Below are 24,366 nucleotides of genomic sequence, written 5' to 3' on the forward strand. Positions count from 1 at the left end.
TCCAGGTGACGGCACGACGCGCGAAAATCAAGGAGCCGGTGCGCAACACCTTCGAGCAGGGTGGTAGGGGGAGACGGACGGACGGAACCGCCCCCACCGGAAGGGTGGGGGCGGTTCCGAGAGCGGGGTCAGCGGGCGGTCTCCCGCTCGTACGCCTTGAGGACCTCGTCCGTGGGCCCGTCCATGAGGAGCTGACCCTTCTCCAGCCAGAGCACCCGGTCACAGGTGTCCCTGATGGACTTGTTGCTGTGGCTCACCAGGAAGACCGTGCCGGCCTCCTTGCGCAGCTCCCGGATGCGCTCCTCGGAGCGGATCTGGAACTTGCGGTCACCCGTCGCCAGCGCCTCGTCGATGAGGAGGACGTCGTGGTTCTTGGCGGCCGCGATGGCGAAGCGGAGCCGGGCGCCCATGCCGGAGGAGTACGTCCGCATCGGCAGGCTGATGAAGTCGCCCTTCTCGTTGATGCCGGAGAAGTCGACGATCCCGTCGTACCGCGAGCGCACCTCCTCGCGGCTCATGCCCATGGCGAGACCGCCCAGGATGACGTTGCGCTCGCCGGTGAGGTCGTTCATGAGGGCCGCGTTGACGCCGAGCAGCGAGGGCTGGCCGTCGGTGTAGACCTTGCCGCTCTCGGTGGGCAGGAGTCCCGCGACGGCGCGGAGCAGCGTGGACTTGCCGGAACCGTTGGAGCCGATGAGGCCGATGGCCTCGCCCCGGTACGCGGTGAAGGTGACACCGCGCACCGCGTGCACCTTGCGGATGCCGCGGGTGACCTCGGCCTTGCCGCGGCCGACGATGCGGCTGAGCGCCGCCGTGGCGCTGCCCTTGCCGCCGCCACCGGCGTTGACCCGGTAGACGATGTGGACGTCGTCGCAGATGACGGTGGGAACGTTGGACCGGTCGGTGTCAGCCACGGCCGTACCTCTCCTCGGCCTTCCAGAAGTAGACGAAACCGCCGATGCCGAAGGCCACCGCCCAGCCGAGGGCGGTCAGCCACACGTGCGAGGGCAGGTTCTCGGCGCCGTATCCCTCGATGAGGGAGTAGCGGATCAGGTCCATGTAGACCGCCGCCGGGTTGTACATCAGGACGTCGGCGATCCACGCGGGCTTGTCGGCGAGCATCGCGGGGATCGAGAACATGACACCGGACGCGTACATCCAGGTGCGCATGATGAACGGCATCAGCTGGGCCAGGTCGGGCGTCTTCGCGCCCATCCTGGCCACGATCATGGCGAGTCCGATGTTGAACACGAACTGCAGCAGCAGGGCCGGGACCAGCAGCAGCCAGCGCAGCGAGGGGTAGCTGCCGAAGGAGATCGAGACCGCGAAGAGCACGATCATCGAGAACAGCAGCTGCTGGAGCTGCTGGAGGGAGAACGAGATCGGCAGGGTGGCCCGGGGGAAGTGCAGGGCCCGGACCAGGCCGAGGTTCCCCGAGATCGCCCGGACGCCGGCCATGACCGAGTTCTGGGTGAAGGTGAACACGAAGATGCCGGTGACGAGGAAGGGGATGTAGACCCCCTTCGACATCCCGCGTCCGGCACCCAGGATGAGCCCGAAGATCAGGTAGTAGACCAGGGCGTTGAGCAGCGGGGTCGCGACCTGCCACACCTGCCCCAGCTTCGCCTGGCTGTACTGGGCGGTCAGCTTGGCCGAGGAGAAGGCCAGGATGAAGTGGCGGCGGCTCCACAGCTCGCGGACGTACTCGAACAGCCCGGGCCGGGCGCCGCTGACCGAGAGGCCGTACTTCGAGGCCAGCGCGGCGGGGGTCAGGCCCTCGTCGACGGACGGGGGCGCGCTCGTCGCGACCGCCCCGCCCTGGTGTGTGTCACTCACAAGTCGAAACTTTCGTGTTCAAGATGCGCGGCACGTCGGTACCACGATGTCAGACGACCGGGGGGCGACCCAGCCGGGTCAGCCGCCACACCGTACGCCACCTCATGGGCCGGCGCGGTCCGCAGGGGGTCGTCCAGCCTTCGCGGAATCCGCCGAACCACGCCTTGAGCGCGGAGGGCGAGGGCCGCCGGGCCAGAGTGAGCAGGAGCCAGACGCCGAGATACACCGGCACCAGGGGCGCGGGCAGATTGCGGCGTGCCAGCCAGACTCGGTTGCGGGCCACGTTGAAGTGGTACGAGGCGTGGCGGGAGGGCGCTGTGGTGGGGTGCAGCAGCACCATGTCGGAACGGTAGTCGATCATCCAGTCGGCGTCGAGCGCACGCCAGGCGAGGTCGGTCTCCTCGTGCGCGTAGAAGAACTCGTCCGGCAGACCGCCGACTTCGGCGAACACCTTGGTGCGGACGGCGTTGGCGCCGCCGAGGAAGGTGGTCACCCGCGAGGAGCGCATCGGGTCGGAGGCGCGGAGCCTCGGCACATGCCGGCGCTGGGTCGCCCCGGTCTCCGGATCGGCGATCCGGAAGGTGATGATGCCCAGGCGCGGGTCGGCGGTGAAGGCCTGCCGGACCAGTTCGGCGGTGTCGGCGTGGGCGAGGAGCCCGTCGTCGTCGAGGAAGAGCAGGACGTCGACGTCGGTGCCGCCGGGGCCGAAGGCCTCGATGCCGACGTTCCGGCCGGCGGGGATGCCGACGTTCTCCGGCAGGTCCACGGTCCGCACCCAGTCGGGCACCCCGGTGACCGGGGTGCCCTGGCCGACGACGACGACCTCGACGGGGTCGCCCTCCTGCTTGGCGACCGAGTCGATCAGCGCACGCAGGTCGTCGGGGCGGTTGCCCATCGTGATGACGACGGCGCCCACCTTGAGCGGAGTACTCACGGCCGGCCTCACTTCAGCCTGCTGGAGACCATGATCGACACCAGGTGCAGCACGGTCTGGAGCAGGGCGATGCCGGCCAGGACGGCGACGCCGAGCCGGGTGAAGAACAGGTCGCCGCGGACCTGGTCCGCGATCGCCAGGACCACGATGAGCAGCGAGGCCTCGATGCCGAGGACGAGCCGGTGGAACTTCAGCGCCCCGGCGGCCCGGCGGGCCAGCGCCATGCCGGAGGAGCGCGGCTCGGAGGCCGACTCCTTGACCGGCGGCAGACCGCCCTGGTGCCGGGCGACGCCGACGAGGTCGGTCTCGGCCTTGATCAGGATGGCGCCGAGCGCGGCGAGGGTGCCGAGGAAGGCCCACAGCCAGTCGATCCGGCCCGAGCCCCACAGGTCGGCGGCGCGCAGTCCGAAGCCGACGAGCACCGCCGCGTCGCACAGGTAGGCGCCGACCCGGTCCAGGTAGACACCGGCCAGCGAGAACTGCTTCTTCCAGCGGGCCACCTCGCCGTCGACGCAGTCGAGCAGCAGGTAGAGCTGGACCATGAGCGCGCCGAGCAGCGCCCCGGGGATGCCCGGGACGAGCAGGGCCGGGGCCGCGAGGACGCCCGCGATGGTCATGACGTACGTGAGCTGGTTCGGCGTGATCTTGGTGCCGACGAGCCGACGGGTGATCCGGAGCGAGATCTCCCGCATGTACATGCGGCCGCCCCAGTGCTCCCCACTGCGCCGGTCCTTCACACCCGGAGGGTGGACGACCGGGCGGAGCTCAGCTACGGATGGCTTTGGCATAGTCGGCGTACGCGTCCCTGATCTCGTCGTCGGACAGGTCGAGGTGTTCGAGGATGGTGAAGCGGCCCGGCCGGGTCTGCGGGGCGAAGGACACCGCCTGGACGAACTCGTCCACGGTGAAGCCCATCTCCTCCGACAGGACGGGAAGTCCGTGCCGGCGCAGGGTCTCGACCATCAGCGCGGAGCCCTCGGCGGCGCCGCGCAGGTGCATGGCGAAGGCCGCTCCGAGGCCGCACTGCTCGCCGTGGCTGGCGGCGCGGGCCGGGAAGAGCAGGTCGAAGGCGTGGCTGATCTCGTGGCAGGCGCCCGAGGAGGGGCGGCTGTCCCCGCTGATCGACATGGCGATGCCGGACATCACCAGGCCCTCGGAGAGGGTGACGAGGAAGTCGTCGTCGCCGACGCCGCCGGGGTGGCGGAGCACGGCCTCGCCGGCGCTGCGGGCCATGGCGGCCGCGAGGCCGTCGACGGGCTCCCCGGTCACCTGGTGGGACAGCTCCCAGTCCGCGATGGCGGAGAGGTTGGAGATCGCGTCGCCGATGCCGGAGCGGACGTAGCGCACCGGGGCGTCCCGGATCACGTCGAGGTCGATGACCAGCGCGATCGGGGTCGGCACACCGTAGGAGCCGCGCCCGTTGTCGTTGTCCAGGGTGGAGATCGGCGAGCAGATCCCGTCGTGCGACAGGTTGGTCGCGATGGCCACCAGCGGAAGCCCGACCCGGGCCGCCGCGTACTTGGTCACGTCGATGATCTTGCCGCCGCCGAGGGCCACCACGGCGTCGTACCGCTTGCCGCGCATGGCGTCGGCGAGCTTCACGGCCTCGTCGATGGTGCCGCCGGAGACCGGGTACCAGTCGGCGCCGGGCAGCTCGGGGGCGAAGCGGTCACGCAGCTTGAGGCCCGAGCCGCCGCTGATGGCGACGGCGATCTTGCCGTTGCTGGAGATCCGCTGGTCCGCGAGGAGCGCGGACAGGTCGTCCAGCGCTCCCCTGCGGATGTCGACGACGACCGGCGAGGGGATCAGCCGGGTCAGTACTGGCACGCGATCTCACGGCCCTTCGCGAGGTCGTCGTGGTTGTCGATCTCGACCCACGTGACGTCGCCGATGGGCTCGACGTCGACGGTGAAGCCGCGGTTCACGAGCTCCTGGTAGCCGTCCTCGTAGTACAGGTCGGGGTCGCGCTCGAAGGTGGCCTTGAGGGCGTCGGCGAGCTCCTCGGCGGCCTCGGCCTCGATGAGGGTGACACCGATGTACTCGCCGGTGGCGGTGGCCGGGTCCATCAGCTTGGTGATGCGCTGGACGCCCTTGCCCTCGGCGGTGATGACCTTCATCTCCTCGTCGGCGAGGTGCTTCACCGTGTCGAGGGCGAGGATGATCTTCTTGTCGTCGCCGCGGGCGGCGAGCAGGGTCTTCTCGACGGAGACCGGGTGGACGGTGTCGCCGTTGGCGAGGATCACACCGCGCTTGAGGACCTCACGGGCGCACCACAGGGAGTAGGCGTTGTTCCACTCCTCGGCCTTGTCGTTGTCGACGAGGGTGATCTTGACGCCGTACTTCGCCTCCAGGGCCTCCTTGCGGTCGTAGACGGCCTCCTTGCGGTAGCCGACGACGATCGCGACCTCGGTGAGGCCGATCTCGGCGAAGTTCTTCAGCGTCCCGTCGAGGATCGTGGTCTCGCCGTCGACGGGCACGAGGGCCTTCGGAAGGGTGTCGGTGTAGGGGCGCAGACGCCGTCCGGCACCGGCTGCCAGTACGAGACCGATCATGCTGTTTCTCCTTCGTCGTGAACGGCGGGTGCTCCGGAGGAGACCCAGAAGCGGATGGACTCCACGAGCACCACGAGGGCGACGGCCACCGCGAGGGCGGTCAGTGCCAGGGTGAAGTCGTCGCCGCGGTCCGCCAGCAGGGCGGCGAGGACGGCCACCAGGAGCGTGCGCCCCTCGTGTCCGCCGGTGACGCGCACCAGCCAGGCGGGCGGTGCGCCGGTGCCGCCGCGGATGCGGTACACCGTGTCGTAGTGATGGTAGGCGACCGCCGCGACCAGCCCGAATGCGGCGGGCAGAGCCTGCGCCGAGTCCGAGCGGGCGGCGAGCACGAGCACGGTGGTGTACTCGGCGGCGCGGAAGAGCGGGGGTACGAGCCAGTCGAGGGCGCCCTTGAGGGGGCGGGCGACGGCGGCGCCGGAGAGGATCACGTAGCCGATGGCGGCGATCACGATCTGCCGGTCACCGAAGGGCCACGTGAGGACGGAGAAGAGGAGACCCGCCGTAGCGATCGCCGCGAAGACGACTCCCGCGCCGCGGGCTCCCGACCGGCCGAACACGCGGGCGGCCGGCTGGGCCAGCGGCCCGCAGTCCGCGAGGTCGGCCAGCGCCTGGGCGGCCCGGTCGGTCCGCTTGGCCTTGCGGGTCAGGGAGCGCAGGACGCGGCCCGCCGTCGTGTAGCAGGCGCCGAAGGCGCAGCCGATGATCAGCGCCCAGAAGACGATCCGGGGGTTGGTGACGGCGGTGAGGACGGCGATCATCGCCCAGCGCTCGCCGATCGGCAGGATGATCATGCGGCGGGCCCAGACGGTCCAGCCGAGGCTGTCGAGCCGGTCGGAGAGGGCCGCGGTGGGGCTGGTGTTGGCCGTGGCGTCGTGGTTGGCCTCGTTGAACGAGAAGTCCACGACGTGCCGGCAGGTCATCAGGATCATCGCGCCGAGGGCCAGGGCCCAGACGTCGTCGCCGTTGCGGGCGGCGCCGAGGGCGAGGCCCGCGTAGAAGGCGTACTCCTTGGCGCGGTCGAAGGTGGCGTCGAGCCAGGCGCCCATCGTCGAGTACTTCAGCGCGTAGCGCGCGAGCTGCCCGTCGGTGCAGTCGAGGACGAACGAGACCAGGAGCAGGACGCCGGCGGCGATGTAGCCGCCGCGCTCGCCGGTCGCCGCGCAGCCGGCCGCGATCAGCGCGGTGAGCAGCGAGGCGGTGGTGACCTGGTTGGGGGTCAGTCCGCGGCGCGCGCACCAGCGGGCGATGTAGCGCGAGTACGGGCTGATGAAGAAGGTGGTGAAGAAGCCGTCGTGGGCCTTGACCGCCGAGCGGAGGCGTACGGCCTCGTCGTCCACGGCGGCGACGGCGGCGCGGGCCGCGTGGCGGGCCTCGGCGTCGGCGGGGACGGTGGCGACGAGGGTGCCGAGCTGGGGCCGGTGCACGGCGACGCCGTCGGCGTCGAGGGCGTCGGCGAGGGTGCCGGTGAGGTCGTCCCCGTCACCGGCGGTCGCCGAGGCGGCGCTCAGGGCGCGGGTCAGCGCGGGGCGGGCCCCGTTCTGCGCGGTGAGCGTGCCGGGTGCGGCGGCGGCGGGGAACCGGGGGTCGGTGAGGGCCAGGCGCAGCGCGTGCAGGTGGCCGACGAACCGGGGGTCGACGAGCGCGACGCGCTCACCCGCGGGGACGGCGGCCAGCAGCGCGGCGGCCTGTTCGGCGCCGGAGGCGGCCTTGACGTCGAAGCCGAGCGACCGCAGGTCTCCGTCGAGCGAGGAGCCGGGTGCCGGGGGGCCGGTGAGGATGGCGGTCGACAGACGAACTCACTCCTTGGAGCTGACGAGGGGCCGGCGTGGCCATGGCGGCCCCGGGCGCGGCGGTGCGCCCCGGCACCGGGCGGCGACACGTCGGCTGAGGCTATCGGATGAACGGAACACGAGTTCACCGAGGCTTCGCGGGCAGGACTCCCCCGGGCCCACCCGTGTCCGTGAGGGTGCGCCTCGCCCTGCGGAGATCATCATGGGCGATCGGCGGCCCGGCTCACAAACCACCGTCGCGGGCCTGTGCGGGGAGCTTCGGAGTCGCGTTCCCGCCATGACCGGTCCTGAATGCATCGCCGCAGGTCAGAGCATATGACAACGGTGTTCAGTACCGTGTTGCACATACCCCCCTCCCGTAGTTCACTTGCGAATCGGGGCACACGAGACGACACGATCTGGAGGCCACGCGATGGGGGCTGGACACGACCACGGGCACAGCCACGGCGGCCCGCCGCCGGCGGGGACCGCGGGGGCCGCGTACAAGAGCCGGTTGCGGATCGCACTCGGCATCACGCTCTCCGTGATGGTGATCGAGATCATCGGCGGTCTGGTCGCCGACTCCCTCGCGCTGATCGCCGACGCGGCCCACATGGCGACCGACGGGGTCGGCCTGGCCATGGCACTGCTCGCGATCCACTTCGCGAACCGGCCTCCCTCGGGGAACCGCACGTTCGGATTCGCCCGGGCCGAGATCCTGGCGGCGCTCGCCAACTGTCTGCTGCTCCTCGTCGTCGGCGGCTACGTGCTGTACGAGGCGATCCAGCGGTTCGTCGAGCCGGCCGAGACCAAGGGCGGGCTCGCCATCGCCTTCGCGGTGATCGGCCTGGTCGCGAACGTGATCTCGCTGTCGCTGCTGATGCGCGGCCAGAAGGAGAGCCTCAATGTGCGCGGGGCGTACCTGGAGGTCCTCGCGGACGCCCTGGGTTCGGTCACCGTGATCATCGCCGCCACGGTCATCCTGACCACGGGCTGGCAGTACGCGGACCCGATCGCCTCGATCGTGATCGGCCTGATGATCGTCCCCCGTACCTTCAAGCTGCTGCGGGAGACCCTGGACGTGCTCCTGGAGGCGGCGCCGAAGGGTGTCGACATGGCGGAGGTACGGGCGCACATCCTGGCCCTGCCGGGTGTCGAGGACGTGCACGACCTGCACGCCTGGACGATCACCTCGGGCATGCCGGTGCTCTCCGCACACGTGGTCGTCGACCAGGGGGCGCTGGACTCGGTCGGGCACGAGAAGATGCTGCACTCCCTCCAGGGGTGCCTGGGGTCCCACTTCGACGTGGAGCACTGCACCTTCCAGCTGGAGCCGGCCGGGCACGCGGAGCACGAGGCCAAGCTGTGTCTCTGACCACGGCCGGCTGTTAGTCTCTTCGTACGAACGCGTGGAGAGAGGAGCTGAGGTCGATGACCGTCGCGATGGAGGCTGCCCGCAGCGGCAGCGCCCGGTCGTCCCTCAGCCTCCGGGTCTCCGGCTGACCTGATCCCGGTCCAACCACCGGTACGTCACGTCGTCGGCCGGGGCCCTCTCACACAAGGGTTTCCCACGTTGTCCGACAACGCATTGCACGACGCCTTCTTCGCCCTGCACCACGGCCTTCCGCGGCAGGGTCCCGGCTCCGACACCACCACCCGCCGCCTTCTCTCGCTCGCGGGGCGGCTCCCCGAGCGTCCCCGCGTGCTCGACCTGGGCTGCGGCCCCGGCCGTTCCGCGCTGCTCCTGGCCGCCGAGGCGGGCGCCGAGGTGACCGCCGTCGACACCCACGAGCCGTTCCTCGCCGAGCTGCGGGAGTCCGCCGCCGCCCGCGGGCTGGACGGATCGATCCGCACGCTCAACGCCGACATGGGCGCGCTGCCGCTCCCCGACGGCTCCTTCGACCTGGTCTGGGCCGAGGGCTCGGTCTTCGTCCTCGGCTTCGACCGGGCACTGGCCGAATGGCGCAGGCTCCTCGCCCCCGGCGGCGCCCTCGTCCTCACCGAGTGCGTCTGGACCGCCGAGGATCCGGGTCCCGCGGCCCGCGCCTTCTGGGAGGAGCACTACCCGCTCCGTACCGTCACCGGGAACGCGGCGGCTGCGGTCGGGGCCGGCTACCACGTGGTGGCGACGCTCCCGCAGCCCCAGAGCGACTGGGACGAGTACTACGTCCCGCTCGCGGCGCACGCCGACGCCGCCGACACCACGGTGCCCGGCGCGGCCGAGGCGGTGGCCGGGGCGCGCGCCGAGATCGCGCTCCGGCGCGAGCACGGCTCCGACTACGGGTACGCCGGCTTCGTCCTGCGGCCCGCCGATCCGCGCTGGACCGTCCGTCCGGAGCGGGACGGGGAGGCCGGGGCCGTGTGGCGGGTCGTGGCGGCGGCCTTCGGATCGGAGGCGGAGGCCGATCTGGTCGACGCGCTCCGGCGGGACGCCGACGCCTGGCTGCCCGGCCTGTCGTTCGTGGCCAAGGCCCCGGACGGCTCGGTCGCGGCCCACGCCCTGATCACCCGCTGCCTGGTGGGGGGCCTGCCCTCGGCGGCGCTCGCCCCGGTCTCGGTGGCGCCGGAGCACCAGCGCTCGGGGGCCGGACAGGCCGTCGTACGGGCGGTGCTCGACGCGGCGCGGCTGAGCGGGGAGCGGCACGTCCTCGTACTGGGCCATCCGGAGTACTACCCGAGGTTCGGGTTCGTACGTGCGTCTGAGTATGGAATCAAGCCAGGTTTCGAAGTCCCGGACGAGACGATGATGGCGCTCGTCCTCGACGGCACCGCGCCCGTTCCGTCCGGCATGCTCGTGTATCCGGCGGCTTTCGGGGTGTAGGACCGCCCCCGCCGCTTCCGCCCCCGCCGCGCCGGTTCCGCTCCGGCGCGGCGGGAGCGGCCACGTCCGGCCGCCGAAGTACGGACAAGCCGCTTTTGTACGGCAGACTGTGTTTCCCCCACCGGGGCCGAGGACCGAAGCGAAGGATGGGTATGCCGACCACACCAGCCACCGCGGCTCAGATCTCGCCGGAGATCGCGTCGAACGGTGTCCAACCGTCCGGAGCCGCGGCGCCGATCATGCTCGAACTGGTCGACGAGGACGGGACGACCATCGGCACGGCGGAGAAGCTCGCCGCGCACCAGGCGCCCGGCCTCCTGCACCGCGCCTTCTCCGTCTTCCTCTTCGACGAGTCCGGCCGGCTGCTGCTCCAGCGCCGCGCGCTCGGCAAGTACCACTCCCCCGGCGTCTGGTCGAACACCTGCTGCGGCCACCCCTACCCGGGCGAGGCCCCGTTCGCGGCGGCGGCCCGGCGCACCTTCGAGGAGCTGGGCGTCTCGCCCTCGCTGCTCGCGGAGGCCGGCACCGTCCGCTACAACCACCCGGACCCGGCATCGGGCCTGGTGGAGCAGGAGTTCAACCACCTCTTCGTCGGCCTCGTACAGGCCGCACCGAAGCCGGACCCCGAGGAGATCGAGGACACCGTCTTCGTGACCTCCGAGGAGCTGGCCGAGCGCCACGCCGCCGCGCCGTTCTCCGCCTGGTTCATGACGGTGCTCGACGCGGCGCGGCCCGCCGTCAGGGAACTGACGGGTCCGTCCGGGGGCTGGTGACCGTCTGCGGACGAGGCGTGCCTCCCGGCCCCGGTGCCATCGGGGCCAGGGGCAGCGCCGCCCAGATGATCTTCCCGCCGCTCGCCGTGTGCTCGACGTCGCAGGCACCGCCGGACTCCAGGGCGATCTCCCGGACCAGCAGCAGGCCGCGACCGCCGGTCTGCCCGTAGTCCGCCTCCAGGGCCTTGGGCCGGTAGGGGTGGTTGTCCTCGACGGACACCCGGACCCACTCGGGCCCGATGGCCACCTCGACCGCTATCTCCGGGGACAGCAGCGCCGCGTGCCGCACGGCGTTGGTCACCAGCTCGGAGACGATCAGCAGCAGGCCGTCCATGATCTCCTCATGGACGGGTACGCCCTGGCGGACCAACAGGTCGCGTACGGCGTGCCGGGCCTGCGGGACGGAGACGTCGACCGCGGCAGCGGTGAAGCGCCAGACTCCTTCGTAGGACGGTTGCCGGGCGGAGACGCCCCCGTGGTGCCCCACGGTCCGGTTCCCGCCCTCGTGCTCGATTCTCGCCACGGATCGAGTCTTGGCAATCCGCGTGGGCGGACCGGCCTACTGACCAGAAGTCGACACTTATCGGCCACATTCCGATCGGGTGAGTATGCCCACGTCAGTTGTTCGACTGATCGGGCGCGCTTTCTGTCCGCTCCGGAGGGAGCTCCGCGGAGCCGGGGTCAGCGGCCGGACGCGAGCTCGGGACCTCCTGCGGGGTCACCATGCTGACGATCCTTCGGCCGCCCACCCCGATCGCGATCAGGCCGAGGCCGTCGAAGAGCAGCGCGAGCGAGAAGAAGACCCCGAGAACGTACAGGCTGCTGTGCGGCCAGTCGAACAGGACCAGCAGACCCAGCAGCAGGCCGAACGCGCCCTGGAGCAGCGTCCAGCCGAACTGCGGACCGCGCACCACCACACTGCCGACCAGCCGGAAGAGACCGCCGGTCAGGAAGAGCAGGGCGGCGAACATCGTCAGGGCCTCCGCCGAACCGTGCGGGTGCCGGATCACCACCACACCGGCCGCGATGTTCAGGGCGGCGACCACCGCGGCGAGCCAGAAGTAGTTGGTGCCCCGCGACTGGACGGCCTGGAGCAGGCCCACCACACCGCCGATGAGCAGCAGCCAGCCGAAGAGCAGCATCGAGGTCAGGGTGGCGAGACCGGTGTAGATCAGACCGACGACACCGCCGATCACCAGCAGGACACCGAGCACGGCGAGCCGGCTGAAGCTGCGGTTGAGCCGCTTCCCCTCGCGGGCCATCGCCCGGACGGGGTCCGGTTCCCCGTGCCGCTCGCGGGCCTCATCGGCCATGCGGTGCCTCCTCGGAACGGCCCCTTCCTGATCGTACGTTCGGGTCCGCCGGATAGCATCCGGCCCATGGAGCCGCAGCTGAAGGCCAGCGTCACGGACGGGATCGCCACCGTCGTCATCGCCAACCCCGCCAAGCGCAACGCGATGAGCGCCGGCATGTGGCGCGCCCTGCCCGGCCTCCTCGACCGGCTCGCCGCCGACCCGGCCGTCAGGGTCCTGGTCCTGACCGGCGAGGGCGACACCTTCTGCGCCGGGGCGGACATCGCGGCGCTCCGGGAGCCCGGGGACGAGCAGCAGGCGCTCGCGGTACGGGCGGAGGAGGCGCTCGCCGCCTTTCCCCGGCCGACCCTGGCGGCCGTCCGGGGCTACTGCGTCGGCGGCGGCAGCCAGCTCGCCGCCGCCTGCGACCTGCGCTTCGCCGAGGAGGACGCCCGCTTCGGGATCACCCCGTCGAAGCTGGGGATCGTCTACCCGTCCTCGTCCACCCGCAGGCTCGCCGCCCTCGTGGGCCCGTCGACCGCCAAGTACCTGCTGTTCTCCGGTGAGCTGATCGACGCGGACCGGGCGCTGCGGACCGGGTTCGTGGACGAACTCCACCCGGCGGGCGAGCTGGACAAGCGGGTGGCCGAGTTCACGCGCGTGCTCGCCTCCCGCTCGCTGCTGACCCAGGCGGCGGCCAAGGAGTTCGCCGACGGACGGCTCGACCGGGACGCCCACTGGGCCGAGCAGGCGCGCGGGAGCGGCGACACCGCGGAGGGTGTCGCCGCCTTCCTGGAGCGCCGCGCGCCCCGGTTCACGTACGGCGGCTGAGGGTCGGTCCCTCCCGGCCTCCTCGCCCCGCCAGTGCGCCACGATCGCGGCCGGGGCCTTCTCCGGCGAACCCGCGTCGTAGGGCGGCTGGGGGTCGTCCGCGTGCTGATCCCTTTCGCTGCGGTGGGCGTCCGTACGGCGGGGTGTGCGGATGTCCCGCGGGGTGCGTTCAGGTGCCGGGGGCGTGGAAGCGGCGGCGGTACTCGGCCGGGGGCGTCCCGAGGGCCTTGGTGAAGGCGCGGCGCGTCCCCTCCGGGGTGCCGTAGCCCGAGGCGCGGGCGACCTCCTCGACCCCACGCGAGGTCTCCTCCAGAAGGCGCCGGGCGTGTTCGAGGCGTACCCGGTCGACGTACCGGCCGGGAGTCGCCCCGGTCTCCGCGTGGAAGGCACGCGCGAAGTGTCGGGGCGAGAGCCGGGCGCGGGCTCCCGCCGTACCCGATTCCCGCCATCCTCCGGGTACGGCGGCCTCGGACGGTTCCCGTCGTACCGACCAGTCGGTAACCGTCCGGTCATGACGACGACTGCCCTGCCGCCGCGCGCCGGACGCCACTGCCACAACGCCCTCAACCCGCTCCACGCCACGCTCTACTTCTCGCCCGACCTGGACCGCGAGTTCGGTGCGCTCGGCTTCACCGACAAGAGCGCGATGCGGCTCGCCGCGCGCAGCGCCGCCCTCGGCGCGGTGGGCCCCGGGACCGTCGCCGCGACCTTCTACAGCTACGACCACGCCTTCCTCGCCCGGCACCTCCCGGACGTCTGGGAGACCGCCTCCCCCGCCGAGGTGCTGGCCGCCCGGCTGCGGACCGCCGACGCGACCCTGCGCCGGCTGCTCGGCGAGGAGACCGTCGCCTCCCCGGAGATGGCCGAGGCCGCCGGACTCGCCGTGCGCGCCACCGAGGCCTGCACCCGGCACGCCCGGCCGCTGTACTCGGCCAACGCGGACCTTCCCGTACCGGAGGAGCCCCACCTCGCCTACTGGCACGCCACCACCCTGCTGCGCGAGCACCGGGGCGACGGGCACCTCGCGGCCCTGCTGTCCGCCGGGCTCGACCCCGTCGAGGCGCTCGTCTCCCACACCGCCACCGGCAAGGGCATGTCCCCGCACTGGGTGCTCGGCTCCCGGGGCTGGCGGCGCGCCGACTGGGAGGCGGCGACGGAGCGGCTGCGCGGCCGGGGCCTCCTCGACGCCGAGGGCGAGCTGACGGATTCGGGGACCGCGCTGCGGGACGAGCTCGAGGAGCACACCGACCGGCTGGACTCCGCCCCGTACGAGCACCTCGGCGCGGCCGGCGTCGAGCGGCTCACCGAGCTGGGGCGCGGCTTCCTGGTCACGGCGGCCGTCGCGGGCGCCTTCCCGGCGGATCTCGTCGGCAAGGAGTGACCCAGGGGCGCCGGAAAGGCGCCCGGGACGCGCGCGGGAAGGGTCGGTTACCGCGTACGGGTGACCGACCCGGCACAATGCACTCGCAAGCTTGAGGCACGAGAAGGCGAGTCGGGACACCGTGACGACGTCCATCGAAGCAAGGATCGCCGAGGAACTCGGCGTACGCGAGCGACAGGTGAAGGCAGCGGTCGAGCTGCTCGACGGCGGTTCGACCGTGCCGTTCATCGCGCGCTACCGCAAGGAAGCGACCGAGATGCTCGACGACGCGCAGCTGCGCACCCTGGAGGAGCGGCTGCGTTATCTGCGCGAACTGGAGGACCGCCGGTCGGCGGTCCTCGACTCGGTACGCGAGCAGGGCAAGCTGACCGAGGAGCTGGAGGCCCGCATCCGGGCCGCCGACACCAAGGCCCGGCTGGAGGACATCTACCTGCCCTTCAAGCCCAAGCGCCGGACGAAGGCCCAGATCGCCCGCGAGGCCGGCCTCGAACCGCTGGCGGAGGGACTGCTCGCCGATCCGTCGGTGGAGCCCGCGGCAGCCGCCGCGGCCTTCGTGGACGGGGACAAGGGCGTCGCGGACGCCGCCGCGGCCCTGGAGGGCGCGCGGGCGATCCTCGCGGAGAAGTTCTCCGAGGACGCCGACCTCATCGGCGAGCTGCGCGAGCGCATGTGGGGCCGGGGCCGGCTGGTGGCGAAGGTGCGGGACGGCCAGGAGGAGGCGGGGTCGAAGTTCGCCGACTACTTCGACTTCACCGAGCCGTTCACGGCCCTCCCCTCGCACCGGGTGCTCGCCATGCTGCGCGGCGAGAAGGAGGACGTGCTCAGCCTGGACCTGGAGCCGGAGGAGCCCTCCGACACCCCCGGGCCCTCCTCGTACGAGGGAATGGTCGCGGGCCGCTTCGGTGTGGCCGATCGGGGGCGCCCCGGTGACAAGTGGCTTCAGGACACGGTCCGTTGGGCCTGGCGGACCCGGATCCTCGTCCACCTGGGCATCGATCTGCGGCTGCGGCTGCGGACGGCTGCCGAGGACGAGGCGGTCCGGGTCTTCGCGGCGAACCTGCGCGATCTGCTGCTCGCCGCACCGGCCGGCACCCGGGCGACGCTCGGCCTCGACCCCGGCTTCCGCACCGGCGTGAAGGTCGCCGTGGTCGACGCGACCGGCAAGGTCGTGGCCACCGACACGATCTACCCGCATGTGCCCGCCAACAAGTGGGACCAGGCCCTGGAGAGGCTGGCGCGGCTCGCGAAGGAGCACGCCGTCGAGCTGGTCGCGATCGGCAACGGCACCGCCTCCCGCGAGACCGACAAGCTCGCGGCCGAACTCCTCGCCAGGCACCCCGAGTTGAACCTGACCAAGGTGATGGTCTCGGAGGCGGGCGCCTCGGTCTACTCGGCCTCCGCCTTCGCCTCGCAGGAACTCCCCGGCATGGACGTGTCGTTGCGCGGGGCCGTCTCCATCGCCCGGCGGCTCCAGGACCCGCTGGCCGAGCTGGTGAAGATCGACCCGAAGTCCATCGGCGTGGGCCAGTACCAGCACGACCTGGCCGAGGTGAAGCTCTCGCGCTCCCTCGACGCGGTCGTGGAGGACTGTGTGAACGGCGTCGGCGTGGACGTCAACACCGCCTCCGCTCCGCTGCTTTCACGGGTCTCGGGGATCAGCGGCGGCCTCGCGGAGAACATCGTCGCGCACCGGGACGCCAATGGCCCCTTCCGCTCCCGGCGGGCCCTGAAGGACGTCGCCCGGCTCGGCCCGAAGGCGTACGAGCAGTGCGCGGGCTTCCTGCGCATCCGGGGCGGCGACGACCCGCTCGACTCCTCCTCGGTTCACCCGGAGGCGTACCCGGTGGTGCGCCGGATGGTGAAGGCGACCGGTGGCGAGGTCGCGTCGCTCATCGGTGACACGGGCCGGCTGCGCACGCTGCGGGCGGACGACTTCGTCGACGAGACCTTCGGTCTGCCGACGGTGACGGACATCCTGCGCGAGCTGGAGAAGCCGGGGCGCGACCCGCGCCCGGCGTTCAGGACGGCGACCTTCAAGGACGGCGTCGAGAAGATCGGCGACCTGGCGTCCGGGATGGTCCTCGAGGGCGTCGTCACCAACGTCGCCGCCTTCGGGGCGTTCGTGGACGTCGGCGTGCACCAGGACGGCCTGGTGCACGTGTCGGCGATGTCGAAGAACTTCGTCAAGGACCCGCGCGAGGTCGTGAAGCCCGGCGACGTGGTCAAGGTGAAGGTCCTGGACGTGGACATCCCGCGCAAGCGGATCTCGCTGACGCTGCGGCTCGACGACCAGGCGGGCGACGGGGCGTCCCAGGGCGCGCCCCGTCGGGAGAGGGGCGAGCGCTCCGGCCGACCGCCACAGCAGCGGCAGGGCGGCGGCGGGGCGGCCGGCGGCGCTGGCGGTGGCGGTGGCCGCCGGACCGAGCGCGGCGGGCAGAACGAGCGCGGCGGGCAGAACGAGCGCGGCGGCCAGGGCGGCGCGGGCGGCCAGGGCAGCCAGGGCAGCCAGGGCGAACGTTCCGGACGCGGCGGGCAGGGTGGCCGGGACCGGTCCTCCGCCCCCGCCCCCTCGAACAGCGCGATGGCCGACGCCCTGCGCAAGGCGGGCCTCCTGGGCGAGGGCGGCGGCAAGCGCCGCTGACCGTCCGCCCCGCGCTCGCACACTCGCGTGAAGAAGGCCACGGCCCATCGGGCCGTGGCCTGCTCGCGTGAGGAGCCCGCGTTCTCGCGTGGGGCGCCGTCGCCGTTACGGAAGGAAGCGCAGGGCCCATTCGGCGCGGTGGGCGACGGCGAGGTCGTCGTCCTCCGTCAGGGGCCGCAGCAGGCTCCCGGCCGTCTTCGGGTCGGCCTGCACCAGGTCGACGATCTCGGCGGCCAGCCCGTCCTGGTCGTCGCCCAGGTCGACGGCCGAGGCGCGGATCAGCGCCGGAAGGGCCTCCGGGCCGCCGATGACGGCGAGGACACCGCCGAGGAGCTCACGGGCGTAGGCGTTCCGCTCGGTGAGCGCACGGTCCAGCTCCGCCTGGAGGCGCGGCAGGAGGCCGGCGTCGCCCGAGGCCGCGACCTCGTCGGCGAGGTCGATCGTCTCGTCGACGTCCGCGTCCAGATCGTCCAGCATCTCGGTCAGCCGGGTCAGTAGGTCGGTCATGGTGCTGCCTCCTGGAATGCGCCGTCCACGAGGACCGGAACGGTCGTCGAGCTGTCGGTCTCGGCGGCCACGGCCACGTCCTGCGGAAAGCCGTACTCGTACAGTTCACGGCCCGAGTCGCAGCCGTGCAAGGCGGCGACCGGGTCCTCGGTCGCCGACCACAGCGTGGCCGCCGCGGTCGCCTCCGGGGTCGGGGTGTGCGGGCCCGCGAGGGCGGCGAGCACCGCTCCCGCGCCCAGCAGGTCCTCGAGCGCGGGGCGCAGCGAGCCGTCGGGCCACCGCTCGCCCGAGGCGATGACCGCGAGCGGGCGGTCCGCCGTGCCGTAGCCCCGGTGCGTGAGCCAGCGGGCGACGGCCGTGCGGTTGCGCAGGGAGGCGGCGACGACCGCCGCGCCGCCCGAGGCGGACTCCGCCGCGATGGTGGAGCCGTTCGGGGACGGCAGGACCAGACGGGGCGGTCTCGGGGCGGCGCGCAGGGCTGCCGGGGAGAGCGTCCACGGGTGGGCCTGGGTGGCCTCGCTCCGGCCGACGGCGAGCAGGGCGTCGTTCTCCCGCGCGTACGCCGCGGCGGTGGCGTCCCGCCGGCGGTACGGGAGGACGGCGGTGCCGCCCTCGACGGCGACGCCCACGGAGGTGGTGAAGGAGAGCACGTCGACGACGACCACACAGGCTGCCGCCGGGGCGAGGACCCGCGCCGCGACGGGACCCCAGCCGAAGGAGACCGTCATCGTCGGCCCCGCCCGGGGAAGACCGTCATCGCGGACCCGATCCGCGCCGAGGCGCCATCAGAGCTCGGTCACCTTGCCGTCGGCGACCTCGATGCGCCGGGTGGTGCGGACGGCGTCGAGCATCCGCCGGTCGTGGGTGACGAGGAGGAGCGTGCCGGTGTACGAGTCGAGCGCGGACTCCAGCTGCTCGATGGCCGGCAGGTCCAGGTGGTTGGTCGGCTCGTCGAGGACGAGCAGGTTGACGCCCCGGCCCTGGAGCAGGGCCAGCGCGGCGCGGGTCCGCTCGCCCGGGGAGAGGGTGGTGGCGGGCCGCATCACATGGACGGCCTTGAGACCGAACTTGGCGAGCAGGGTACGGACCTCGGCGGGCTCGGTCTCCGGGACGGCCGCGCAGAACGCCTCGAGGAGCGTCTCCGTACCGTGGAAGAGCCTGCGGGCCTGGTCGACCTCGCCGACCACGACGCCCGAGCCGAGGACCGCGTCGCCGGAGTCCAGCGGCAGCCGGCCGAGCAGGGCGGCGAGCAGGGTGGACTTGCCCGCGCCGTTGGCGCCGGTGACGGCGATGCGGTCGGCCCAGTCGATCTGGAGGGTGGCGGGGCCGAAGGAGAAGTCGCCCCGGCGCACCTCGGCCTCGCGCAGGGTCGCGACGACCGAGCCGGAGCGGGGCGCGGCGGCGATCTCCATCCGCAGCTCCCACTCCTTGCGGGGCTCGTCGACGACGTCGAGGCGTTCGATCATGCGCTGGGTCTGGCGGGCCTTCGCGGCCTGCTTCTCGCTGGCCTCGCTGCGCGCGTTGCGGCCGAGCTTGTCGCCGTCGGTGGCCTTGCGGCGGGCGTTCTTGACGCCCTTGTCCATCCAGGACCGCTGCATGTGGCCGCGCGCTTCGAGGGCGGCCTTCTTGCCGGCGTACTCCTCGAAGTCCTCGCGGGCGTGCCGCCTGGCGGTGTCCCGCTCCTCCAGGTAGGCCTCGTAGCCGCCGCCGTAGAGGGTGATCTGCTGCTGGGCGAGATCGAGTTCCAGGACCTTGGTGACGGTACGGGTGAGGAACTCGCGGTCGTGGCTGATGACGACCGTCCCGGCGCGCAGCCCCTTCACGAAGCCCTCCAGACGCTCCAGACCGTCGAGGTCCAGGTCGTTGGTGGGCTCGTCGAGCAGGAAGACGTCGTAGCGGGAGAGCAGCAGGGAGGCGAGGCCGGCGCGGGCGGCCTGGCCGCCGGAGAGGGAGGTCATCGGCTGGTCGAGGCCGACGGTGAGGCCGAGGGAGTCGGCCACCTCCTCGGCGCGCTCGTCGAGGTCGGCGCCGCCGAGGTTCAGCCAGCGCTCCAGGGTGACGGAGTACGCGTCGTCGGCGCCGGGCGTGCCGTCGACGAGGCCCTGGGTGGCCTCGTCCATCGCGGTCTGGGCTGCGGCGACGCCGGTGCGCCGGGCGAGGAACTCGCGCACGGTCTCGCCCGGGCGCCGCTCGGGCTCCTGCGGGAGGTGGCCGACGGCGGCGGTGGGCGGGGAGAGCCGCAGCTCGCCCTCCTCCGGCGCGTCGATCCCGGCGAGCAGCCGCAGCAGGGTCGACTTGCCGGCGCCGTTGACGCCGACGAGGCCGATCACGTCGCCGGGGGCGACGACGAGGTCGAGCGAGGCGAAGAGGGTGCGTTCGCCGTGGCCGGCGGCGAGGTCCTTGGCGACGAGGGTTGCAGTCATCAGGGTACGAATCCTAGGCGACGGATCGACACGCCGAGGAGCCGAGGAGTCGCAGCAGTACGGAGCGGTAGGTGGCGCCGTGGAAGCGGTACGGGCCGACGCCCGGGTAGCCGTCGCGGACCGGGTCGACGGTGGGGCCGGTCTGCCATGCGAAGTCGCGCCAGACGACGTCCCCGGCACCCTCGCCTTCACCTTCGCCGCTGTGACCTTCGCCGCTGTGGTGTGCGTCGCCTTCGCGTTCGACGACGGCCGTGACGGCTCCGCAGCCGGGGTCGTCGCAGTCGGGGCAGGAGTAGATCACCTGGCGGCCGTCGGCGGAGGCGGTGGCCGCCACGGGGTCGAGGAGCCGGCGGAGGTGCTCGGCGCGGAGGACCGGCGGGAGGTCGGACGCGAGGGGCGGGACCGCGTCGATGCCCTCGGCCTCGTCGAGCAGCCGGAGCAGGGGCCTGCCGTCGACCACGAGGTCCACGGGGTGGGGACGGGGGCCGGTGAAGCCTCCGGCGGGGACACCGCCCGAGGGGGCGACGAGCGCGGGGGTGTGGTCGGTGTCGAGGTCGAGAGTCGTGTGAGCGCCGGGCATGCCTTCGAGTCTTCCGCGCTTCCGTGGCCGGGCGGTCCCGGAAATGTCCCGGTCCCGGAACGGTCCCCTCTGTGGTGCGTGAGGTGATCGTCGCGGGCGGCGGAGTGCGGGGGCGGGGCGGTTTCGGTCCGCGAACGGCCGTGCGGGAGTGACGGCGGGAAGGACCGCGGAGCGGGAAGGACCGCGGAGCGGGAAGGACCGCGGAGCGGGAAGGACCGCGGAGCGGGAAGGACCGCGGAGCGGGTGCGGCCCTTTCGGACCGCCCCCGCCCCGCGTGCCCGCCCGGTTACTTCCAGAGCGGCGGCTTGCTGTTGTTGTCCGCGTCGGCGCACTGGCGGGCGCGCTTCTCCAGGGCCGCGGCCTTGGCGAGGGCCTTGCGGGCCTCCGCCGTGGCGCCGAGGCGCTTGAGCTGGGCGGCGCGGTCGCGCTCCTTGCGGGCGTCCGCCCGCAGCTTGCTGACGTCGCAGGTGATGACGCCGGCCGAGGCGGGCGCGGCGGTCGCCGTCTGGCCGAGCAGCACGCCCCCGGCGAGCAGCGTCGTGGCGAGCAGGGCCGGCAGGAACCGGCGTGCGGTCGTGGTGCGGCTCATGGCGTTTCTCCAACTTCCAGGCTGTGGGGACCTGTTCGAGGCATGGCCAGTACCAGTTGGTAACTTCACCTCGGCAAACGTTGCAGTCACGTCAGGGAGCGCCGAAGGCACGCGATCGTCAACACTCCTCCACAGGGCTCCCACTGACGAGGTGATAGGTGGCGCGGCCGTCGAGCAGCAGCGGGACGAGCGCGCGCCGGGACTGCCGCAGCGGGACGAAGGCCCCGGTGCCCTCAGTCCGTACGGTGACGCCGTGCAGGGCGAGTTCGTCGCCGGCCTCCGCGTACTGCGCGGCGTCGAGCCGGTAGCCGCACGGCGGGTCGGCGAGGACCTCCGAGGGCTCCGGCGGGTCGTTGTCGGCGCCGCCGAGGTAGACCGGGCCCCGGTCGGCGAGTCCGGCGCGGCGGGCGGTCGCGGTGGCGATGTCCAGGGGGACGCGCCGCTTCTCCAGGTAGGCGAAGGCGCCCTCCAGGGCGGCCAGATGGGTGGCGACGCGGCGCCGGTGGTTGCGCGCCGGGTCGTCCCGCTCGGCCTCGTCGCGCGCGTCCACCCGGGTCTCGACAAGCAGCCCTGCGGAGTTCTTGATGCTGACGGTGTTCCGCAGGATCCGCTCCTGTCCGTCGCCCGCGACCTGCTTGAGGGGCTTGCCGGTGAGCGGGTCGGTCCAGATGCCGTAGCTGCCGCTGCTGTACCCGGCGGTCCCGGCGGCCGGCCGGACATAGGACTCGGAGAGGGTCCGCGACTCGTCGTGCACCTGCGGATCCGCGTCGAGGCTGCGCGGCCAGAGGGCGAGCAGATCCTTGTCGTAGTAGCGGGGGGTGGCTCCGTACTCGTGCAGGTCGTAGACGAGTTCGGGCCGACGGTCGCGGATGACGGCGGCGACCGCCCGTGCCTCGGCGGTCCGCAGGGCGATGTGGTCCCGATTGACGTCGACCCCGTCGCTGTTGCCCCGGGTGTCGGCCTCCCGTCCGTCGGGGTTCGCGGTGGGGACGACGAGGACGGTGGTACGGGCGAGGAGGCGGCGGGTCTCCGGGTCCCTGGCGAAGGCCAGGTCGCGCACGGTGCTCAGACACGCCTCGCGGCCCGCCGGCTCGTCGCCGTGCTGGCTGCAGACCAGCAGGACGGTGGTGCGGCCCGTACCGAGGCCGACGAGGCGGAGCGGGCGGCCCTGCGCGGTGGTGCCGATCACCCGCGCCGACACCCGCTCGCCCCGGCGGGCGACGGCCGCGAGGAAGTCCCGCTCCTCGGTCCCGGTGGTCCACCGGGCGCCCCGGCTCTCCTCGAATCCGGTGCGCGGGAGCGGCTGCACGCGCGCGCTGTCCGCCGCCTGCACGGGGACGGCGACGAGGGGCAGCGCGAGGGCGGCGGCCCCCGCCACGAGGGCGAGGATGCGGCGCGAACTCCTTGTATCTGTAAGGAGGTTCATCGGACGGCTCCGGGTCCGGGCAGGCGCGGGCCGGTGGCGCCGGCCGGCGGTACGGCTCCGCTCAGGGACGGTACGGCGGCGGGCGGCGGCGTCACGGCCGGGTAGGGTCCCGAGGTGGCCCGGCCGAAGGCCTCGGCGCCGCCGACCAGCGGCACCTTCGCCCAGGTGCGGGCGAGGTCGAGCGTCAGGGTCGGGGTGGTCGACGGGGGGTCGAGCAGGTCCTTGTCCGTACCGCCGACGATCAGGGCGAGCCGGTGGCCGGCCGGGACGACATGGTCGGTGGCGGCGAGGTCCAGGGTCATCGTGTACGCCTTGCCGGGGGTCAGCGGGCGCTCCTTGCCCGGGTCGGCCCAGGTCCCGAGGTCGGCCCAGCCCCGGCTGAGGACGGTGTGCCCGACGTCCGCCGTGCGGGCCTCGGTCTCCTTGAAGCAGGCGCTGTCACCGGGGGTGCTCGCACCCCAGCAGGTGCGGTCGGTGAGGGTGGTGATGCCCTCGCCGGGGGCGCCGTAGTCGCGGATCGTGTCGGGTCCGAGGTCGACGAGGACGGCGGAGAGGTGCGCGGTGACGGTGGTCGGGGTGGCGGTGACCGTCACCTTCGAGGAGCCGGAGATCCGCAGGTCACGGGAGAGGGGGCGGGTGACGAACCCGGCCTTCTCGGGGGTGGCGCGGTCGATCCCGGCGGCCCAGTCCAGCTCGCCGAGGCCGGGGTCGTCGGTGAAGGCCGCCGTGGAGCCCGGGGCGGCGGGCGCGCGGCCGAGGACGCCGGGGCCGGCCGCCGTGCCGGGGGCGGGGCGCAGGGTGGTGGTGCCGGTGGCACGCGGCGGCCACTGCCGGTCGGTGGTCCAGCGGTCCGGGGCGCGCTCGATGTCGGCGACCGGTTCGCGGTCGATGCCGTTGTCGTAGCCGAGGAGGTAGTGGTCGAACCAGCGGTGCAGGGTGCGGACCCAGTCGGCGCGCCGGTAGTCGAAGGGGTCGACGTGGCCGGTCTGGGAGAGCCAGATCTTCCGCTCGACGCCGTGGGCCGCGAGCGCGTCCCACCACTGGCCGAACTGCTTGGCGCGCACGTTGAGGTCCTGCTGTCCGTGGACGACGAAGACGCTGGCCTTGACCTTGCCCGCGTTCCGCACGTGGTCGCGCTCGGTCCAGGCGGCGGTCCGGTCGCCGCTGTACGGGGTACCGGCCGCGACGCGGTCCTGGACGGCGCCGCAACGGGCCTGCGCCTCGGGGCTGTTCACGTACTCGGAGAGCCAGCTCGGGTTGGCGTTGTAGAGCGGGGCGCCCTGGGAGTGGAAGTAGTCGTACCAGGAGGAGATCGCGCCGATCGGCACGATGGTCTTCAGCCCCTCGACGCCGGTGGCGGCGACGCCGTTGGCGATGGTGCCGTCCCAGCTCTTGCCGATCATGCCGACGTTCCCGGTGGACCAGGTGGTGGCGCGGGCCGCGGTCTCCCCCGTACGGGAGGTGTAGCCGCGGGCGCGGCCGTTCAACCAGTCGACGACGGCCTTGGCGGACTGGACGTCGGAGCGTCCGCCGACGTCGTCGCAGCCGTCGGAGCGGCTGGTGCCCGCCAGGTCGACGGCGACGAAGGCGTAGCCGCGCGGGACGAAGAAGTTGTCGTAGAAGAGCGGGAACCGGACGGGGTCGCCCTCGGCGTCGTAGGTCTTCGTCTGCCCTTCGTTGCCGCGCCCGCAGCAGGCGTAGTACGGGCTGGCGTCCATGATGACCGGGACCTTCCGGCCGGCCGCGGCGGGCTCCCTGGGGCGGACGATGTCGACGGCGACCCGGTCGGTCCGGCCGTCGGCGTCGCCGTCGAGTCCGGTGTCGACCCAGACGGACTCGCGGACGGCGTCGGCGTACGAGTGGACGGGCCGGGATTCCCTTGGGGCGGGCCCCGGCCGCGCGTCGGCGGGTGTGACCAGGGTCGCGAGCAGGGCGGCGGTGGCCGCGACCACGAGGGTTCCGTACGGCAGTCGGGCTCCGCGGGTTCTCCGCATTCGCTTCGGCATGGGCG

22 protein-coding genes and 1 pseudogene are annotated in these 24,366 nt (G+C 72.8%); 6 read left to right on the forward strand and 17 right to left on the reverse strand.

Annotated features, from left to right (window positions below; all coding sequences use genetic code 11):
* Window positions 1–128: 128 nt before the first annotated feature.
* The 7 genes from ABT154_RS17245 to ABT154_RS17275 are packed head-to-tail and all read right to left on the reverse strand — an operon-like array spanning window position 129 to window position 7,112.
* The gene (locus tag ABT154_RS17245; RefSeq protein WP_351857662.1) at window positions 129–914 is read right to left on the reverse strand and encodes an ABC transporter ATP-binding protein; all 786 of its coding nucleotides are present in this window, start codon (window positions 912–914) and stop codon (window positions 129–131) included.
* Window positions 907–1,836: an ABC transporter permease gene (locus ABT154_RS17250; RefSeq protein ID WP_351857663.1), complete on the reverse strand. Its 930-nt coding sequence runs from the start codon at window positions 1,834–1,836 to the stop codon at window positions 907–909. The genes ABT154_RS17245 and ABT154_RS17250 overlap by 8 nt, the downstream gene beginning before the upstream one ends.
* Before the next feature lie 49 nt (window positions 1,837–1,885).
* Window positions 1,886–2,731: a glycosyltransferase family 2 protein gene (locus tag ABT154_RS17255; RefSeq protein ID WP_317874909.1), complete on the reverse strand. Its 846-nt coding sequence runs from the start codon at window positions 2,729–2,731 to the stop codon at window positions 1,886–1,888.
* A 47-nt stretch (window positions 2,732–2,778) separates the two neighbouring features.
* Window positions 2,779–3,558: a CDP-alcohol phosphatidyltransferase family protein gene (locus ABT154_RS17260; protein ID WP_351857664.1), complete on the reverse strand. Its 780-nt coding sequence runs from the start codon at window positions 3,556–3,558 to the stop codon at window positions 2,779–2,781.
* Window positions 3,536–4,597 carry an iron-containing alcohol dehydrogenase family protein gene (locus ABT154_RS17265; protein WP_351857665.1) on the reverse strand — a complete coding sequence of 354 codons (1,062 nt, stop codon included), beginning with the start codon at window positions 4,595–4,597 and terminating at the stop codon, window positions 3,536–3,538. Before ABT154_RS17265 ends, ABT154_RS17260 begins: the two co-directional genes overlap by 23 nt.
* Window positions 4,585–5,322: a phosphocholine cytidylyltransferase family protein gene (locus tag ABT154_RS17270; protein ID WP_351857666.1), complete on the reverse strand. Its 738-nt coding sequence runs from the start codon at window positions 5,320–5,322 to the stop codon at window positions 4,585–4,587. Before ABT154_RS17270 ends, ABT154_RS17265 begins: the two co-directional genes overlap by 13 nt.
* Entirely contained in the window at window positions 5,319–7,112 is a 1,794-nt protein-coding gene (locus ABT154_RS17275; RefSeq protein WP_351857795.1) for a DUF5941 domain-containing protein, read from the reverse strand. Before ABT154_RS17275 ends, ABT154_RS17270 begins: the two co-directional genes overlap by 4 nt.
* Window positions 7,113–7,524: 412 nt before the next feature.
* Here ABT154_RS17275 and ABT154_RS17280 point away from each other — a divergent pair, with 412 nt between their 5' ends.
* The 3 genes from ABT154_RS17280 to idi all read left to right on the forward strand — a co-directional run bounded on the left by ABT154_RS17280 (window position 7,525) and on the right by idi (window position 10,685).
* Window positions 7,525–8,466 (forward strand): cation diffusion facilitator family transporter, encoded by a 942-nt coding sequence (locus ABT154_RS17280; RefSeq protein ID WP_351857667.1) that lies wholly within the window; start codon window positions 7,525–7,527, stop codon window positions 8,464–8,466.
* 198 nt (window positions 8,467–8,664) lie between these two features.
* Window positions 8,665–9,912 (forward strand): bifunctional class I SAM-dependent methyltransferase/N-acetyltransferase, encoded by a 1,248-nt coding sequence (locus tag ABT154_RS17285; protein ID WP_351857668.1) that lies wholly within the window; start codon window positions 8,665–8,667, stop codon window positions 9,910–9,912.
* A gap of 152 nt (window positions 9,913–10,064) precedes the next feature.
* Entirely contained in the window at window positions 10,065–10,685 is a 621-nt protein-coding gene (gene idi, locus ABT154_RS17290) for an isopentenyl-diphosphate Delta-isomerase (RefSeq protein ID WP_502969527.1), read from the forward strand.
* On the opposite strand, the gene ABT154_RS17295 is transcribed toward idi, so the two are convergent.
* Entirely contained in the window at window positions 10,651–11,208 is a 558-nt protein-coding gene (locus ABT154_RS17295) for an ATP-binding protein (RefSeq protein WP_502969528.1), read from the reverse strand. The genes idi and ABT154_RS17295 overlap by 35 nt on opposite strands.
* A 94-nt stretch (window positions 11,209–11,302) precedes the next feature.
* Window positions 11,303–11,998 (reverse strand): HdeD family acid-resistance protein, encoded by a 696-nt coding sequence (locus ABT154_RS17300; protein WP_351857669.1) that lies wholly within the window; start codon window positions 11,996–11,998, stop codon window positions 11,303–11,305.
* Between the two features lie 66 nt (window positions 11,999–12,064).
* Between ABT154_RS17300 and ABT154_RS17305 the strand changes: the two genes are divergently transcribed.
* Entirely contained in the window at window positions 12,065–12,808 is a 744-nt protein-coding gene (locus ABT154_RS17305; protein ID WP_351857670.1) for an enoyl-CoA hydratase/isomerase family protein, read from the forward strand.
* Window positions 12,809–12,977: 169 nt separating this feature from the next.
* On the opposite strand, the pseudogene ABT154_RS17310 reads toward ABT154_RS17305, so the two are convergent.
* A pseudogene (locus ABT154_RS17310) lies at window positions 12,978–13,235 on the reverse strand (helix-turn-helix domain-containing protein); the annotation flags it as partial.
* Between the two features lie 84 nt (window positions 13,236–13,319).
* Between ABT154_RS17310 and ABT154_RS17315 the strand changes: the two are divergent.
* Together ABT154_RS17315 and ABT154_RS17320 are read left to right on the forward strand one after the other, a co-directional pair.
* Window positions 13,320–14,189, forward strand: coding sequence for an SCO6745 family protein (locus ABT154_RS17315; RefSeq protein WP_351857671.1), 870 nt, complete (start codon window positions 13,320–13,322; stop codon window positions 14,187–14,189).
* Window positions 14,190–14,310: 121 nt separating this feature from the next.
* Window positions 14,311–16,830 carry a Tex family protein gene (locus tag ABT154_RS17320; protein WP_351857672.1) on the forward strand — a complete coding sequence of 840 codons (2,520 nt, stop codon included), beginning with the start codon at window positions 14,311–14,313 and terminating at the stop codon, window positions 16,828–16,830.
* A gap of 105 nt (window positions 16,831–16,935) precedes the next feature.
* Here ABT154_RS17320 and ABT154_RS17325 read toward each other — a convergent pair whose 3' ends face one another.
* The 7 genes from ABT154_RS17325 to ABT154_RS17355 all read right to left on the reverse strand — a co-directional run bounded on the left by ABT154_RS17325 (window position 16,936) and on the right by ABT154_RS17355 (window position 24,361).
* Window positions 16,936–17,337 (reverse strand): hypothetical protein, encoded by a 402-nt coding sequence (locus ABT154_RS17325; protein WP_351857673.1) that lies wholly within the window; start codon window positions 17,335–17,337, stop codon window positions 16,936–16,938.
* Window positions 17,334–18,065, reverse strand: coding sequence for a 2-phosphosulfolactate phosphatase (locus ABT154_RS17330; RefSeq protein ID WP_351857674.1), 732 nt, complete (start codon window positions 18,063–18,065; stop codon window positions 17,334–17,336). The genes ABT154_RS17325 and ABT154_RS17330 overlap by 4 nt, the downstream gene beginning before the upstream one ends.
* Before the next feature lie 57 nt (window positions 18,066–18,122).
* Window positions 18,123–19,760, reverse strand: a complete 1,638-nt coding sequence (locus ABT154_RS17335) for an ABC-F family ATP-binding cassette domain-containing protein (protein WP_351857675.1) — start codon at window positions 19,758–19,760, stop codon at window positions 18,123–18,125.
* A 13-nt stretch (window positions 19,761–19,773) separates the two neighbouring features.
* Window positions 19,774–20,340 (reverse strand): hypothetical protein, encoded by a 567-nt coding sequence (locus tag ABT154_RS17340; RefSeq protein ID WP_351857676.1) that lies wholly within the window; start codon window positions 20,338–20,340, stop codon window positions 19,774–19,776.
* Window positions 20,341–20,626: 286 nt separating this feature from the next.
* A complete protein-coding gene (locus ABT154_RS17345; protein ID WP_351857677.1) occupies window positions 20,627–20,929 on the reverse strand; it encodes a hypothetical protein in 303 nt (100 codons plus the stop codon).
* A 118-nt stretch (window positions 20,930–21,047) separates the two neighbouring features.
* Window positions 21,048–22,355 carry a M14 family metallopeptidase gene (locus ABT154_RS17350; protein ID WP_351857678.1) on the reverse strand — a complete coding sequence of 436 codons (1,308 nt, stop codon included), beginning with the start codon at window positions 22,353–22,355 and terminating at the stop codon, window positions 21,048–21,050.
* Window positions 22,352–24,361: a Xaa-Pro dipeptidyl-peptidase gene (locus ABT154_RS17355; RefSeq protein ID WP_351857679.1), complete on the reverse strand. Its 2,010-nt coding sequence runs from the start codon at window positions 24,359–24,361 to the stop codon at window positions 22,352–22,354. Before ABT154_RS17355 ends, ABT154_RS17350 begins: the two co-directional genes overlap by 4 nt.
* Window positions 24,362–24,366: the final 5 nt, after the last annotated feature.

This window comes from Streptomyces sp. NPDC001728 (assembly GCF_040297565.1).
GTDB lineage: Bacteria > Actinomycetota > Actinomycetes > Streptomycetales > Streptomycetaceae > Streptomyces.